Source organism: Pseudomonas sp. E315, from assembly GCF_055406205.1.
In genome coordinates this window covers 281,048-296,985 of the sequence record NZ_JBUZPJ010000004.1, presented here as the reverse complement: position 1 = coordinate 296,985, position 15,938 = coordinate 281,048, and the positions used below count along the sequence as shown (strand labels likewise).

The window sequence follows — 15,938 nt, the reverse complement described above, 5'->3', positions numbered from 1 at the left end:
ATCAGGCCTCAGCAGGTTTGCGGTAGTTGTGACCAATGGGGTGCGGCTGATTACGCGCTTTAGCCAATTCGATCTGCTTTTGGCGGTCAATCGCGCTGCGACGGGTTTTTTCGCTCAGCTTGTCCCAGCAATGCGGGCAACTGACGCCCGGCTGATAGTGCTCAGACGCACGATCTTCAATGCTGATCGGGGTGCGGCACGCATGGCACTGATCGTACTCGCCTTCGCTCAGGTCATGGCGCACCGTGACACGGTTGTCAAACACGAAGCAGTCGCCCTGCCACTTGGTTTGTTCCTGAGGGACCTCTTCGAGGTACTTCAGAATCCCGCCTTTAAGGTGATACACCTCATCAAAGCCTTGGCTGAGCATGTAGCTCGACGCTTTTTCGCAACGAATGCCGCCGGTGCAAAACATCGCGACTTTTTTGTGCTTGGCCGGGTCGAAATTGGCTTTGATGTAATCAGGAAACTCGCGAAAGCTTGTCGTTTTTGGGTCGATAGCGCCTTCAAACGTGCCAATCGACACTTCGTAGTCGTTACGCGTGTCAATCAGCAGCACTTCTGGATCGCTGATCAGCGCGTTCCAGTTCTCGGGGTCAACATAGGTTCCGACTTTTTTGTTCGGGTCTACGCCTTCTACGCCGAGGGTTACGATTTCTTTTTTCAGCTTGACCTTAGTCCGATAGAACGGCTGGTCATCGCAGTAGGATTCTTTGTGGTCAATATCGACCATGCGCGGGTCGTTCTTGAGCCAGGCCATCAGCCCGTCAATGCCTTCGCGGCTGCCCGAAACCGTGCCGTTAATGCCTTCTTCGGCAATCAGTAAGGTGCCCTTGATACCGTTGTCGACCATCGCTTTAAGCAAGGGCTCGCGCAGTTGGACGTAGTCTTCAAGGGTGACGAATTTGTACAGTGCAGCGACAACGATTGGCGCAGTCATGGGGCTCTCTCCAGGTGGCTACCCTCGTAAGGGGTGAACCGGATGCAAAAAAAACGCGCCGGCGAAGCGGCGCGTTGCGGATTCTAGCAAAAAGCCGGCGTGTTAAGCCAACTAGTGCCCACCGCCAGCACAGGTCGGCGAAGCCGGGGCTGTGCCGATTTTCGCCCATTCTTCAGGCGTGTACGTGTGCAAGGCCAACGCATGGAACTCGCCCATCAAGTCACCCAAGGTGGCGTAAACCTTTTGGTGGCGTTTGACGCTGTTGAGCCCGGCGAACTGCTCGCTGACCACCACTGCTTTGAAGTGGGTCTGCAACCCGCGACTGTGCATGTGGCTTTCATCCAGCACGTTCAAATGCTCGGGTTGCAACGCGCTCAGCGTCGATTCGATACGTTGTTGCATGTTCATTCAGACTCCGCTTACTTCTTTTTAGCCGCAGGAGCTTGTGGCTCCAGCTCTGCGGTCATGTCAGCCAGCAGTTTGTTGACCACAGGCACCGCGCTTTCCAGCTTGGCCTGAGTCAGTTGTGCCGATTGCTGAGTCAGCTGCGGCATTTTTTCCAACACTTTTTTGCCCAGCGGCGACTGGTAGAACGCAACCAGCTCTTTAAGCTCAGGCTCGCTGAAGTTGGCGGTGTACAGCTTGATCATGTCTGGTTTGAGCTTGTTCCAGCCAATGGCTTGGTCCAGCGCAGTGTTGGCTTTGGCCTGATAGGTTTCGAGCAGTGCTTTCTTGGACGCTGGCGCTTTGGTTTGCTCAAAACGTTGAGCAAACATTTGCTGCACTTGCATGTACACCGGGGTGCCCAGCTTGTCGGCATGTGCCAGTTTGAGGAACGTTTCAGCACTGGCAGCGTGACTGGCGGTATCGGCGAAAACCTGGCCGCTGGCGCAAACCAGAGCAACCGCAGTACAGAGGGCGCGAAGACGGGTCATCGAGTTTCCTTTTCTAGCAAGCGAGGTCGAACCCCAAGGGCGCCCATTCTGCGCCTAACAAAGTGCGTCACTCAACCCCGAAACTGATAGTCGTTCTCAACGTTCAGACGAACGCCTCTAAAACTAAAGATTGAACCCCCCTGGCTAATCAGCGCCTAAGCTGCATGATCAAACCCTTGGGAGAAAGAGCCTGATGAGCCGTATCGAAACCGACAGCCTGGGCGAAGTGAACGTACCGGATGAGGCCTATTGGGGGGCTCAGACTCAGCGCTCGCTGATCAACTTCGCCATCGGCAACGAGAAAATGCCGTTGGCCGTGCTGCACGCGCTGGTGCTAATTAAAAAAGCCGCCGCACGCGTCAACGATCGCAATGGCGACTTGCCTGCTGATATCGCCCGCCTGATCGAGCAGGCCGCTGATGAAGTGCTTGAGGGCCAGTACGACGATCAATTCCCGCTGGTGGTGTGGCAAACCGGCAGCGGCACCCAAAGCAACATGAACGCGAACGAGGTGATTGCCGGGCGTGCCAATGAGCTGGCGGGCAAAGGCCGCGGCGGCAAGTCACCCGTACACCCGAACGATCACGTCAATCGCTCGCAAAGCTCCAACGACTGTTTCCCGACCGCCATGCACATTGCTGCCGCCAAAGCCGTGAACGAACACCTGCTGCCCGCCATCAGCGAGTTGTCAGGCGGGCTGGCGGAATTGTCTGCACGCCACATGAAACTGGTCAAAACAGGCCGTACCCACATGATGGATGCGACGCCCATTACGTTTGGCCAAGAGCTTTCGGCGTACATTGCCCAACTCGATTACGCTGAGCAGGCCATACGTGCGGCATTGCCTGCCGTATGCGAACTGGCTCAGGGCGGCACGGCAGTCGGCACGGGGCTCAACGCCCCCCACGGTTTTGCCGAAGCGATTGCGGCTGAACTGGCGGCGTTGTCCGGGTTGCCATTTGTTAGCGCACCTAACAAGTTTGCGGCTTTGGCCGGGCATGAACCACTGACCACCCTGTCGGGCGCCCTTAAAACGCTGGCTGTAACGCTCATGAAACTGGCCAACGACTTTCGCCTGCTGGGTTCCGGCCCTCGCGCCGGCCTTGCGGAAATCAAACTCCCCGCCAATGAGCCGGGCAGCTCAATCATGCCGGGCAAGGTCAACCCAACCCAATGCGAAGCGCTGTCGATGCTGGCCTGTCAGGTCATGGGCAACGACGTGGCCATTGGCTTTGCTGCCAGCCAAGGTCATTTGCAGCTCAATGTGTATAAGCCGGTGATCATCCACAATCTGCTGCAATCCATTCAATTGCTGGGCGATGGCTGCACCAACTTCCAAAAACACTGCGTGACAGGCCTTGAGCCAGACGCAGAGAAAATGGCAGAGCATCTGGAGCGCGGGCTGATGCTGGTGACGGCACTTAACCCACACATTGGCTACGACAAATCAGCTGAAATTGCCAAAAAGGCCTACGCCGAAGGTTTGACCTTGCGTGAGGCCGCATTGGCGCTGGGTTATCTGACCGATGACGAGTTCAACCAATGGGTTCGCCCCGAAAACATGCTGGGGCCTGGCAAGCATTAAGCGCCCAGTGTGAAGCGCGGCCTGCGATCTTGTGATGCAGATCAAAAGATCGCAGGCGGCTACCACAAGCATTGCCTGCGGGGCTTACTTCTTGTGCTTTTTGTCGTGCTTGTCGCGTTTTTCAAAAGCAGCTTCGAGTGCGTCGTTAATGGTGCGTAGCACTTTAACCCGCGCCCAGCGCTTGTCATTGGCCTCGACCAGCGTCCAAGGGGAGATTTCGGTACTGGTGCGATCCACCATGTCGCACACGGCATTGCGGTAAACATCCCACTTCTCACGATTACGCCAATCTTCTTCCGTGATTTTGAAGCGTTTAAAGGGGATGGCTGCTCGCTCCTCAAAACGCTCGAGCTGAGTTTGCTTATCAATCGCCAGCCAGAATTTCACGACGATCACGCCCGCATTGCTGAGCTGCTCTTCAAAATCATTGATTTCGCCATAGGCGCGCATCCAGTCAGCCTGGGTGCAAAAACCCTCGACCCGCTCCACCAGCACCCGGCCATACCAAGAGCGGTCGAAAATCGTAAATTTGCCCCGTGCAGGAATGTGACGCCAAAACCGCCAGAGATAAGGCTGCGCACGCTCATCTTCAGAAGGCGCAGCAATCGGCACGATGCTGTATTGACGCGGATCGAGCGCCGCAGCTACTCGCCGAATCGACCCGCCTTTACCCGCCGCATCGTTGCCTTCAAACACAGCGACCAAGGCATGACGACGCATGCGCTTATCTCGCATCAGGCCCGACAGCCTTGCCTGCTCGGTAATCAGTTGTTCCTGATAATCGTCCTTATCAAGGTGCAAGGTCATGTCCAGACAATCGAGCAGGCTCAAGCCGTCACGGTTTTCCGGCAGAGGCGGCACGTTGGTCGAGCGGACTTTGGTCTTGGGGGTATTGAGCGCCGCCTGCAAGCCTTCTAGCAAAATTTTGCCTACCGTCAAACTGCGGTAATACGGGTCTACGCCTTCAACAATGTGCCACGGCGCATAGTCGCGGCTGGTGCGGCGTATCACTCGTTCACCGAAACGTACAAATCGGTCGTAGGTTTCTGACTGTTGCCAATCCAGAGGGCTGATGCGCCAGCTGTGCAGCGGGTCGTCCTTAAGGGCTTTGAGGCGAGCTTTCATTTGTTTTTTGGACAAGTGAAACCAAAATTTGAAAATCACCGCGCCTTCATCACAGAGCATTTTTTCCAGCCGCTCTGCGCCGTTAATGGCTTGATCAAGCACAGCGTCCTTGAACACCCCATGCACCCGGCCTTGCAACATTTGGCTGTACCAGTTGCCAAAGAACACGCCCATGCGGCCTTTGGCCGGCAGCTGACGCCAGTAGCGCCAGGCCGGCGGGTGGGCAAGCTCTTCATCCGTTTGCTGGTCGAAGGTGCGCACTTCAATCAAGCGTGGGTCCATCCACTCACTCAGCAGTTTGACCGTCTCGCCTTTACCGGCCCCTTCAATGCCGTTGATCAGCACGATGACCGAGTTTCGCTTTTGCTGCTGGAGTTCGAATTGAGCTTCAAGCAAGGCTTCGCGTAAGGCGGGAGCTTCGTTGTCGTAGGTTTCTTTGTCGATGAAATGACCGATTTCGGCGGATTCGAACATGGAAAGCTCCCTGGCAAGATGCGACAAGACTAGCGGATTGCTCGCCATTGCGTAGGAACAAACCGCGCAAAACTGTCATGGGTCAAGCACGCGCTGCCCGATCAGCTAGAATGGCCGCCTTGCCGTTGCCGAGCCGCACATGACTACTGAAATGCCCAATGCCCAGATTGACTGGGATGAACAAGGTCGCCCACTTTCTCGGGTGTTTGATGACGTGTATTTTTCTGACAAATCGGGGCTCGAAGAAACCCGTTATGTCTTCATCGAACAAAACGCCCTAAGCGAGCGCTTTGCTGCCCTGCCCGCCCAGGGCCAGTTGGTCATCGGTGAGACCGGATTCGGCACCGGGCTCAATTTTTTGTGCGCTTGGCAATTGTTTGAGCAGACGGCCCGAGCCGATGCGCAGTTGCATTTCATCAGCGTTGAAAAATACCCGCTGACCCGCGCCGACTTGCAGCGCGCCCTAGCCTTGTGGCCAGAGCTTGCCAGCTACAGCGAACAATTGCTGGCCGCCTATTTCGCCATTCATCCGGGCTTTCAAACCCTGACTCTGGCCAATGGCCGAGTGACGTTGACGCTGTTAATCGGCGACGCACTTGAGCAGCTGCCGCATTTGGATGCGCAGATCGACGCCTGGTTTCTGGATGGGTTTGCCCCGGCGAAAAACCCGGACATGTGGACGCCAGCGCTCTTTACACAATTGGCGCGTCTGGCAGCGCCCGGTTCAACGATCAGCACCTTCACCAGCACTGGCTGGGTGCGGCGCTCACTTAACGAAGCGGGCTTCAAGATGCGGCGTACGCCCGGCATCGGCCACAAGTGGGAAATTTTGCGCGGCAGCTTTATTGGCGTGCCAGAACTGGCTGCATCCGAGCCCGGTGTAAAGCCGTGGTTCGCCCGCCCGCCTCACCACACGGGTGAGCGCAAAGCATTGGTGATCGGTGGCGGGCTCTCGGGTTGCGCCAGCGCCAACAGTCTGGCCCGTCGCGGCTGGCAGGTGTGTCTGCTGGAGCGCCACGAGCGCTTGGCCAAAGAAGCCTCAGGCAACCCGCAAGGCGTGCTGTATCTGAAACTCTCGGCTCACGGCACAGCCTTGTCGCAGCTGATTGTCAGCGGTTTCGGTTACACCCGTCGCTTATTGGAACAACTGCAACGCGGGCGTGATTGGGATGACTGTGGCGTGTTACAGCTAGGTTTCAATGCCAAAGAAGCTGAGCGGCAAGCGCAGTTGGCCGGGGCCTTTCCTTTTGCCTTGGTGCATCTGCTCGACCAGCCACAGGCGCAAGCGCTGGCGGGGGTTGAACTGGCACACGGCGGGTTGTTTTACCCCGAAGGAGGCTGGGTGCATCCGCCTGCGCTGTGTCAGTACCAAGCCATGCACCCCAATGTTCAAGTGCTGACCCACCACGATGTGTTGCAACTGAACAAAGTCGACGACCAATGGCAAGCCTCTCAGGACGGAAAACCACTGGCCAGCGCGCCGGTGGTGATTCTGGCCGGGGCTGCCGAGGTTAAGCGGTTTGCCCCGGCCAGCGGTTTACCGCTCAAACGCATTCGTGGGCAAATCACCCAACTGTGCGAGACCGAGGGCAGCGCAGCATTGAAAACCGTGGTGTGTGCTGAAGGCTATATCGCTCCGGGACGGCTGGGTGAGCACACCTTGGGCGCCAGCTTCGATTTTCATAACGAAGACCTGACCACCACGCCTGAAGGTCATCAGGGCAATCTGGATTTATTGCAGGAAATATCCCCACCGCTTGCTCAGCAACTGGGCGACGAGCAATTGAACCCAGAGACCCTCAGAGGCTGGGCAGCTTTTCGCTGCACCAGCCCCGATTACCTGCCGATTGTCGGGCCACTGGCTGACCCACAACTGTTTGCCCAAGCCTATGCGGTATTGCGCAAAGACGCCCGCCAAGTGCCGCAGGTTATTTGCCCTTGGCTTGAGGGTTTGTACGTCAACAGTGGTCACGGTTCTCGCGGCCTGATAACGGCACCATTGTCCGGTGAAATACTGGCGGCCTGGATCAATCATGAGCCCTTGCCCGTACCTCGTAGCATCGCCGAAGCGTGTCACCCCAATCGCTTTGCCTTACGGGCATTGATCAAAGGGCTTTAGCGCCACGACACTCAAAGGAGCCCTTAATCTGAGCTTTCACTGGATACGGGAGTTGAAGCAACTGAAGGCAAAATGATTTTTGTCTTTTCAAAGCTCCAGGCCTCAATGACCCGATCCAGTTCATTACGGATCTCGGTGACTTTGCGTAAGTAGCGTAGGCTGCTCATTTCCGGCGATTCTTTCAAAACTGCAGCCAGCTTGCTGAAGTACGGTTCGGTCAGTAATGTGTACTCGGTCACGTTTTGATCGATCAAATGCTCTCTCCAAAAATCACGCGTACTGACAAACTCCACCAGCGCAGCAGTTCCCTCGGCACGAATGACTTCGGCATGAGCCCTATTAAGATCCTCTTGAGTTACACCCGCAATTTCTTTGAACAACATACTTTGAGGCTGGCTGGGAAGTTTAAGCACCTTAGCCAAGCCAAGACGATAGGCCAAGTGCACTTCAAGCTCATCGGGGGCAGGCCCAGCAATGTGCAAACGGGAGTTGTAGTCTTCAGAAGCGACCCGGCTCACTTGTTCAAGCCTGAATAGACGCTTGGCAAATGATAGTAAATCTGCCTCCCGGGTCTGTGAGTTCAGCGAAATATTGGACAACTGCATTTGCTGCTCAAGAAAGCTAAAACTCATTGCCACACTGTCACTGCAACTGCGCGGTGAGGCGGCTATTTCCAGTAACTCACGGCGCAGCGGCTCACTCTTATTCGCCGCCTCGATCATTTCCCATACCCGGCGGGTCATGTCATAACGAATGCTCTGCGCATCGGCGGTAGTCACCAAACGGCTTATCACGACGAAAAAATCTTCCGAAGCAGGGTCAGCACGCAAACTGCTCCACAGCCCCAAGCGTCGAGTAAGCTCCGAGTTGGTAATACCCAATGTCCAAAAATCAAACGCTGACGTCTCGTCGACCAAGTGTTCACTACGAACCCCCATATTGCTGCCACCATTGGCAACAAAGCGGGATAAACGCAAACGGCTGCTGGCCGATAACGGGTTACCCGCCAAAGAGGTATTGCCTGAAGCACTCGCAGGAGCCTGAAACACCTCTTCGGGTATGTCAGTGATCTGGTTTTCACGCAAATCAGCCACCTCAAGCAGCGGACGCGTAATCAGCCCTTGGGGCCACTCACGTATCTCTGTTTTGCGAAGATAAACATTTCGCAAGCGCGGCATGTCATCCAAATCGAGGCCATTACCTAGCGGGTTGTAATTGAGGTTGAGACTTTCCAACTTGGTCAACGAGCTCAATATTGTAATATTTCTAGTCGTTAATTCGATCCGGTTACGCGCCATGGACAACGTTGTGAGGTATGGCAATTGCTCAAGCTGGGTCGGAATATGAACCAGGCCGTTATTGTCCATATCAAGTGTTGTGATATTTGGAAAACAGACAAGAAACTCATTAATTCCACGCGTGACGCTCATGTTGCTCAACTTTAAGATGCCTACGTGGTTGAGCCTAAGATTACTGGGTAAAGGCGGTAACTCGCCGAGGCGTATACCGTCCAGACTAACGTTATAGCTGTCATCGCCTGGCGCCCATGAGATATGATCCAAGCCTCTGCGCCAGGCAAGCATCATCAGAGCACTCGCCTCATACTTATTTTCGGCACTATCCATAAACGCACTTTCAGGCCTACCTGAACCTGTAGGCGAGTCGATCCAAGCCTGTAAGCTTTTGGTTATCTCTCGCTTAACGCGCTTGAGTCGGCGCAATTCTGTCAGTGGATCAACCCCTTGCTCAATCAACAAATCGAGATATCCCACAACTTCAGCATCGTCAAAGTCCTTATAAATATATCTGGCACGCCGCTTTAACGATGAGGAGTGCGCTCCGACATCTCTCCCGCATAAGGGATAACCTACCTTGCCGCTCGCCAGCCTGATAGGCGGCTTAAACAACGGCTTAATCTGTTGCATGCCTAAGGCCTGCAGCGACTGCGTACGCGCCTTCACCGCCAACTTAGCCAGTGCCGCATTGAAAAGTGACTCATCTGTAACCTCTGGGAACCCCAGGGCATTACGCTCTGAGGCTGTCAGCGACTTAAATACTGTCGTCACCAAGGACGGTGTAGCCGCTTCGGGATCAAGTATGTAAGTCTCACCCATTAGCGTGTAACGCTGATACCCCTGAACACTGCTGACCAATACACGAGGGCTCGCCGAACCTACAGCACCAAATCGATGAGTGACTGCGCCATAGATAGAGCCATCACGGACTTCAAAACCCACGCCCTCTGGCCAATGATCAAGCAGAGGCAAGAAGTGGCCGGCGAGTGTTTCTGTGTCCTGAAGGTTTACCGACTCCAGATAAAAACCCTCTAAAGCGCGGTCCAAACGTGCTGTTTGCAGGTAACTACGAGCATACCCAGCCACACGAAGAGGCACTTTGCCTTCAATCAAAGAAATGTAATCAGCATGATTGGCTGTCTCCACCAAGGCTTGAATCACGGGTGCTGGCAAGCCCGAAAAACTCGTATGGATAGGGTTACCAGCCGTATCAGCGAACACATTGAAACGCTCATAATTACTTTCAAATACCTGCAGTCGGTGCTCCCGAGCATAAGTCGTCATCTTCGCAGCGAGCAGGTTCACCGAGTCCGGGGTCACTGCAGCACTTGTACCTATCAACGCTTCGCGCTCTTGCTCAGTCAGCCCGGTAAGTAGGGTTTCAAGCAGATTGCCTTCAACAGCTGCAGAAGGCAGAACGCTGATACTTTCAGCGGTATGACTCCAGGCAGAGTTGCCATATCGCTGCCTGACGGCACCCGAAGCATCCAGCAAGCTCAGTCCTTTGCCCTCAGGCCAGCCCGCCAATTGGGGCGCGACACTTAATTGCAGCTCTGCCAAACCCGGTGCTCGATGTTCACCGCGACCCATTTTTTCAATAAAAGCAGTGATCTCTGAATCAATCTCAAAACGTTTTAAACTCACCTTCAACAACGCGGGTAGCGGCAAGTTATCCAGATGCACCTCTCGCAACACCGCTTCGCTGGTGTCAGTGACCTGCATGACTCGCTCCAAAGCGACGTCATCGAGCTTGGCGGCGACGACTCCCAAACGCCGCATTAAGGTGCTACTCCCCTCCCACTTCAACGGCTGTTCATGCACATGCTGCCAAGTACCTTCACCATTGTGTACTAAGGCTGGCCCATAAGCGTTTTCACGCTTAGGGTGCTCAATGCGCCATTGATTGATTTTGTCATCAAACTCGATCTGGTATTTTTTGCCATCAACCTCGGCATAGGTTTTACCGCCAACAGTGATAATCCCCTGCTCATCGACGGTTTCATGGGGGAGCATCTGTTGCGTGCTTTCATAGTGCTTTAGATCACGGTTCCACAAGCGCACGGAGCCATCATCACGGGCAATAGGTTCAAACTCATTGAAGTAAGCCACGCTTGCTTGGCGCACACTGGTAACAGTCTTTTTGAGTACCTCTACCCCGATCACCGTGGCCACACCAACGGCCAAATCTTTAGCCACATTCAATAAGTGCGAACGGGCATGGTCGATATCGCCATGCGCCCAGTCCTCTACGCCTTCATAAACCTGCGACAGCATTTCAACAACTGCCACTGCCAACATCACTGCACCCAACGCCGGGACAAACAGCGAAGCCACATTGACCAAAAACAGCCCTGCTGACTTATACATCTGCCACGTTTTTTCACGCTCACGCTCATCGACCACCCGCGTAGGAACGGCAAATACTTGAGCGTCGGCAAACATCTTTTTTATATGGCTGGCGACTAAATAGTGCGCAGCTGTTTTGCCCAGAGGCGTTGTCGTAAGTGCCAAAGCCGGGGGCATGGATTTGAGTGACTGAATAAAAGCGGGTTTAGCACTAAGAGCAATAAAGCGACTAAAAAAACTCTGAAAATCCGGTTGTGCCAGCCGCACTTTCAAATCATCGATAAATGCCTGTAAAGACGGGTACTCCCGCAAGGGGGACACGGGGTCATTAGGGATATAAGCGATTAAACGGTTGGTCGGGTGCATCAACACCGAATCTGCTGAAAATACAACCACACCTTCGATGGTCGTGTCGAGAATAGACAACGAGCTTTGAAGAATCGGCTGATCATCCAGCATAACCTGAGCGTCAGAACCTGTTGCGCAACCTTGAGCCGCCAAATCAATCAGCGCTTGATAGGCTGTTTCGCTAATGCGATTGCTCAAATACGCCACATGAGCATCGACTTCCAAATCGTAAGCCTTGAGCAACTCCAAGTCCGAGTGAGTGGCCGCCTGCTCAGCGGTTGGGGCTTCACCGCCCGGTACTGCAACTTTCAAGAAGTCCTTCAAATAGGACTGATAATGACCACCCAAATCAAGCTGGCGACAAAAGGCTGCAAAGTGCCTGAACTCGAGACCGTTGATTTTTTTAGGCTGGCCCTTTAGTAAGAAGTGACACCGCTGGTGGAAGTTCTCCCTCTCTGGAAAGTTTTGCAGCGCTGCCCATAACAAGGTTTTAGGTTCTTCGTAGGTCACACGATAGTCAAGCGTGCCTAGCAATGTGCTAATCCCTGCGAGCTGTTCGTGAGCAATCACCACATGATCGCTTGGAGTAAGCGGTGCTCCTTTGAACTGGCGCTTGAGTTCAGCATTCAACAACGCTGCGCCGAAGGTTTCTACATCTTTAAGCTGCCCGAATTGCTTGCCGACTTTAAGGTGATAAGTACGGCTAACTTCCATTGCCTTATTCAAGGCTTTGATGATTTGCGGTGTAGCGCGAGTGCTTACCAACCACTTCGGCATGTGGCTGAGCACTAACTCCGTAGGCTCCAGATCGCTCAAGGTGTTGTCGCGTGCGTCCAACAGTAGACGCTTGTTGGTGTGGGTCATACAGGGGGCTTCCTTGTCAGTTGATAGTGAGCCATCAACCTAACGCCCCGTTTCTCGCTCCAATCCATACATAACTATTGCGCTCACTCAAAAAAATGGCTACACCAAGTTTTTTGAACGATTGAGGCTCTCCCCACTCGAAAAAAGACTGCTTACGCCAGCGCACTCTGACGATGTGCTTGCGCTGAAAGGGATCGGGTTAAAGGTCAGAGTGCTACACCCGGTCCAAAACAGAGCCTGAGCGCGATCAATCAGTTGCCATGTGTCATTGGCATGTGTGACTGAGAAACAGCGCTCAGGCCCGGATTCAAAAGGGTTTTAGCACCATGTGCGGATTAGCTGGCGAGTTACGTTTTGATCACCAACCTGCCGACCTGGCAGCCATCGAACGCATCACCCATCACCTTGCACCTCGTGGGCCTGACGCTTGGGGGTTTCACAGTCAGGGGCCAATAGCCCTCGGCCACCGCCGACTGAAAATCATGGATTTATCGGACGGCTCTGCGCAGCCGATGATCGACAATCAGCTTGGGTTGTCTCTGGCCTTCAATGGCGCCATTTATAACTTTCCCGAATTAAGGGCAGAACTCGAAGACCTCGGCTACGCCTTCTATTCCGAGGGCGACACGGAGGTGTTGCTAAAGGGTTATCACGCATGGGGCGAGGCCTTACTGCCCAAACTCAATGGCATGTTTGCTTTTGCCATTTGGGAGCGCGATAGCCAAAAACTGTTCATTGCCCGCGATCGTCTGGGCGTCAAGCCGCTGTACCTGTCGCATACCCACCAACGCTTGCGCTTTGCGTCGACCCTGCCAGCCTTGCTCAAGGGGGGCGACATCAACCCGATGCTCGACCCGGTCGCGCTCAACCATTATCTGAACTTCCACGCGGTAGTGCCTGCCCCTCGCACGCTGGTTGCCGGTATCGAAAAATTGCCACCCGCAACATGGCTGCGCATCGACGCCAAGGGCAACACCGAACAGAAAACCTGGTGGACCTTGCCCTACGGCCCCCATGCCGACGAAACCCATTTAACCCTGGAGGACTGGCGTGACCGCGTACTCGACAGCACCCGTGAAGCCGTGGCCATTCGCCAGCGTGCAGCAGTGGATGTTGGGGTTCTGCTGTCGGGCGGTGTTGATTCCAGCTTGTTGGTGGGGTTGTTGCGCGAAGTAGGCGTACAGGATCTGTCGACCTTTTCCATCGGATTTGAAGACGCAGGCGGCGAGCGCGGTAATGAATTCGAGTATTCGGATCTGATCGCCAAGCACTACGGCACGCACCATCACCAGTTGCGCATTGGTGAGCATGAAATCATCGAACAGCTACCCGCCGCTTTTCGGGCCATGAGTGAGCCTATGGTCAGTCACGACTGCATTGCGTTTTACCTGCTGTCTCGTGAAGTGGCCAAACACTGCAAAGTGGTGCAAAGCGGCCAAGGCGCTGATGAGTTGTTTGCGGGTTATCACTGGTATCCCCAAGTCGACGGCGCCAGCGACCCTTATGCGGCTTACCGCGAAGCATTTTTTGATCGCAGCTATGACGACTACAAGGCCACAGTTCAACCGCAGTGGCTGACAGCCAATGATGCGGCCGGCGACTTTGTGCGCCAACATTTCGCACAACCTGGCGCAGACGCTGGCGTCGATAAAGCCTTGCGGCTGGACAGCACAGTGATGCTGGTGGATGACCCGGTCAAACGAGTGGACAACATGACGATGGCCTGGGGGCTTGAAGCGCGTACGCCGTTTCTCGATTACCGCTTGGCTGAACTGTCGGCACGCATCCCCGCGCGCTTCAAGCTGCCCGATGGCGGTAAGCACGTCCTCAAAGAAGCTGCCCGTCTGGTCATTCCCAGTGAAGTCATTGATCGCAAAAAAGGCTACTTTCCGGTCCCCGGTCTCAAGCATTTACAAGGCGACACCCTCAATTGGGTGCGCGACCTGCTGCTGGACCCAAGCCAGGATCGTGGCCTGTTTCAACCCGCTATGCTCGACCGCCTGCTGACCAACCCCCAGAGTCAACTGACGCCGTTAAACGGCTCAAAACTGTGGCAACTGGCTGCGTTAAACCTGTGGCTGAGCGAGCAAGGAATCTAACCCATGAAACCCCTCGCTACGGCTTACAGCCAACGTTTGTTACGCGGCCAAACCCCGTCTTACGAGCGTCTGCAAGCACGCTTTGCCGAAGATGGCAGTGAACTGGGCGCACAACCCGTGGCCGTGCATTGCGGCTGGGGGCGTTTGCTGATCGGGCACACCTTTCCCGACCCGGCTTGTCTGGCCAGTGAGTTGCTCAATGAACAAGCTGGTGAACGCGATATCGCCCTGTATGTGGCTGCGCCCCAGCAAGTGCTCGCGCAATCGCCGCAACAGTTGTTTCTTGATCCGTCTGACACTTTACGTCTGTGGTTCACCGATTACCGGCAAGCAACCCGCGTGTTCCGTGGCTTTCGGATTCGACGGGCGCAAAGCGATGCCGACTGGCAAGCGATCAACGCGCTGTATCTGGCGCGCACAATGCTGCCCATTGACCCGGCCCTACTAACAGCCCGCCATCAAGGAGGCCCGGTGTATTGGCTGGCTGAGGACGAGGACAGTGGCGCGGTGATTGGCAGTGTGATGGGTTTGAACCACCACACAGCTTTTAACGACCCTGAGCATGGCAGCAGCCTGTGGTGTTTGGCCGTTGACCCGCAATGCACACGGCCTGGCGTGGGTGAGGTGTTGGTGCGGCACTTGATCGAACACTTTATGAGCCGGGGCCTTAGCTATCTCGACTTGTCGGTGTTGCACGATAACCATCAGGCAAAAAACCTGTACGCCAAACTGGGCTTTCGCACCTTGTCCACGTTCGCCATCAAACGCAAAAACGGCATCAATCAGCCGCTGTTTCTTGGGCCGGGGCCACAAGAAGGTCTAAATCCTTATGCCCGCATTCTGGTTGAAGAAGCCTACAAGCGCGGGATCGATGTCCAAATAGATGACGCCAGTACCGGACTTTTCACCCTCACCCACGGCGGTCGCAAAATCCGATGCCGTGAGTCACTCACCGACCTCACCAGCGCTATCAGCATGAGCCTGTGTCAGGACAAAAGCCTGACCCACAAGGTGTTAAACAATGCGGGTTTGAACGTGCCCACGCAGCAACGTGCGGGCAATGCCGATGACAATCTGGCGTTTCTTGAGCAGCACTTACGCGTGGTGGTCAAACCTCTGGATGGCGAACAAGGCAACGGCGTAGCCGTGGATCTGACCTGCATTGAGGATGTGCAGCACGCCATCGACGTGGCAAAGCGCTTTGACCAGCGCGTGCTGCTCGAAAGCTTCCATGAGGGGCTCGACCTGCGCATTGTGGTGATCGGCTTTGAAGTGGTGGCGGCTGCCATTCGCCGCCCTGCACAAGTGTTGGGGGACGGTTTGCACAGCGTGCAGCACCTGATTGAAACCCAAAGCCGTCGCCGACAAGCTGCCACCGATGGCGAGAGCCGCATCCCGCTGGACGCCGAAACCCTGCGCACAGTGCAGGCCGCTGGCTATGAGTACGACAGCATTCTGCCAGCAGGCCAGACACTGGCGGTGCGCCGCACTGCCAATCTGCACACTGGGGGGTGCTTGGAGGACGTGACCCAACACCTGCATCCCGTGCTGGCCGATGCAGCCATTCGCGCTGCTCGGGCGTTAGATATCCCGGTCGTTGGGCTGGATCTGATGGTGCCGGCTGCCGATCAGCCTGAGTACGTGTTTATCGAAGCCAATGAGCGCGCAGGGCTGGCCAACCACGAACCTCAACCGACAGCTGAGCGCTTTATCGACTTGCTGTTCCCCCACAGTCAGCCTGCGCTTTGAGTGCATGGCTGAACGTCAAATGGGGCCAACTCGCGAAGACAGAACGCGATTGGCCCTGC

At 55.2% G+C, this 15,938-nt stretch carries 9 protein-coding genes; 4 read left to right on the top strand and 5 right to left on the bottom strand.

The features are described 5' to 3' along the window. Position 1: 1 nt before the first annotated feature. From trhO to ACZRJQ_RS08525, 3 genes are all read right to left on the bottom strand, one after another. Positions 2-940 carry an oxygen-dependent tRNA uridine(34) hydroxylase TrhO gene (gene trhO / locus ACZRJQ_RS08535; protein WP_463977923.1) on the bottom strand — a complete coding sequence of 313 codons (939 nt, stop codon included), beginning with the start codon at positions 938-940 and terminating at the stop codon, positions 2-4. Between the two features lie 111 nt (positions 941-1,051). After that, the gene (locus ACZRJQ_RS08530) at positions 1,052-1,348 is read right to left on the bottom strand and encodes a BolA family protein (RefSeq protein ID WP_463977922.1); all 297 of its coding nucleotides are present in this window, start codon (positions 1,346-1,348) and stop codon (positions 1,052-1,054) included. 11 nt (positions 1,349-1,359) lie between these two features. Continuing rightward, on the bottom strand, positions 1,360-1,875 hold the full coding sequence (locus ACZRJQ_RS08525) for a DUF2059 domain-containing protein (protein WP_463977921.1): 516 nt from the start codon (positions 1,873-1,875) through the stop codon (positions 1,360-1,362). A 193-nt stretch (positions 1,876-2,068) separates the two neighbouring features. Between ACZRJQ_RS08525 and ACZRJQ_RS08520 the strand changes: the two genes are divergently transcribed. Further along, entirely contained in the window at positions 2,069-3,460 is a 1,392-nt protein-coding gene (locus ACZRJQ_RS08520) for a class II fumarate hydratase (RefSeq protein ID WP_463977920.1), read from the top strand. An 84-nt stretch (positions 3,461-3,544) separates the two neighbouring features. Here the strand turns inward: ACZRJQ_RS08520 and pap are convergent, their stop codons facing one another. After that, entirely contained in the window at positions 3,545-5,059 is a 1,515-nt protein-coding gene (pap, locus tag ACZRJQ_RS08515) for a polyphosphate:AMP phosphotransferase (RefSeq protein WP_463977919.1), read from the bottom strand. 139 nt (positions 5,060-5,198) lie between these two features. Here pap and mnmC point away from each other — a divergent pair, with 139 nt between their 5' ends. Beyond that, on the top strand, positions 5,199-7,178 hold the full coding sequence (gene mnmC, locus ACZRJQ_RS08510) for a bifunctional tRNA (5-methylaminomethyl-2-thiouridine)(34)-methyltransferase MnmC2/FAD-dependent 5-carboxymethylaminomethyl-2-thiouridine(34) oxidoreductase MnmC1 (protein WP_463977918.1): 1,980 nt from the start codon (positions 5,199-5,201) through the stop codon (positions 7,176-7,178). A gap of 23 nt (positions 7,179-7,201) precedes the next feature. On the opposite strand, the gene ACZRJQ_RS08505 is transcribed toward mnmC, so the two are convergent. Then, positions 7,202-12,031 carry an NEL-type E3 ubiquitin ligase domain-containing protein gene (locus tag ACZRJQ_RS08505; RefSeq protein ID WP_463977917.1) on the bottom strand — a complete coding sequence of 1,610 codons (4,830 nt, stop codon included), beginning with the start codon at positions 12,029-12,031 and terminating at the stop codon, positions 7,202-7,204. A 326-nt stretch (positions 12,032-12,357) separates the two neighbouring features. On the opposite strand from ACZRJQ_RS08505, the gene ACZRJQ_RS08500 reads away from it, so the two are divergent. Beyond that, positions 12,358-14,130, top strand: a complete 1,773-nt coding sequence (locus ACZRJQ_RS08500) for an N-acetylglutaminylglutamine amidotransferase (RefSeq protein WP_463977916.1) — start codon at positions 12,358-12,360, stop codon at positions 14,128-14,130. A 3-nt stretch (positions 14,131-14,133) separates the two neighbouring features. Then, positions 14,134-15,879: an N-acetylglutaminylglutamine synthetase gene (gene ngg, locus ACZRJQ_RS08495; protein ID WP_463977915.1), complete on the top strand. Its 1,746-nt coding sequence runs from the start codon at positions 14,134-14,136 to the stop codon at positions 15,877-15,879. Positions 15,880-15,938: the final 59 nt, after the last annotated feature.

What these genes read in the sequence shown, in the direction of transcription:
- trhO (WP_463977923.1), bottom strand. Translation starts at nt 940, where the DNA reads ATGACTGCGCCAATCGTTGTCGCTGCACTGTACAAATTCGTCACCCTT.
- ACZRJQ_RS08530 (WP_463977922.1), bottom strand. Translation starts at nt 1,348, where the DNA reads ATGAACATGCAACAACGTATCGAATCGACGCTGAGCGCGTTGCAACCC.
- ACZRJQ_RS08525 (WP_463977921.1), bottom strand. Translation starts at nt 1,875, where the DNA reads ATGACCCGTCTTCGCGCCCTCTGTACTGCGGTTGCTCTGGTTTGCGCC.
- ACZRJQ_RS08520 (WP_463977920.1), top strand. Translation starts at nt 2,069, where the DNA reads ATGAGCCGTATCGAAACCGACAGCCTGGGCGAAGTGAACGTACCGGAT.
- pap (WP_463977919.1), bottom strand. Translation starts at nt 5,059, where the DNA reads ATGTTCGAATCCGCCGAAATCGGTCATTTCATCGACAAAGAAACCTAC.
- mnmC (WP_463977918.1), top strand. Translation starts at nt 5,199, where the DNA reads ATGACTACTGAAATGCCCAATGCCCAGATTGACTGGGATGAACAAGGT.
- ACZRJQ_RS08505 (WP_463977917.1), bottom strand. Translation starts at nt 12,031, where the DNA reads ATGACCCACACCAACAAGCGTCTACTGTTGGACGCACGCGACAACACC.
- ACZRJQ_RS08500 (WP_463977916.1), top strand. Translation starts at nt 12,358, where the DNA reads ATGTGCGGATTAGCTGGCGAGTTACGTTTTGATCACCAACCTGCCGAC.
- ngg (WP_463977915.1), top strand. Translation starts at nt 14,134, where the DNA reads ATGAAACCCCTCGCTACGGCTTACAGCCAACGTTTGTTACGCGGCCAA.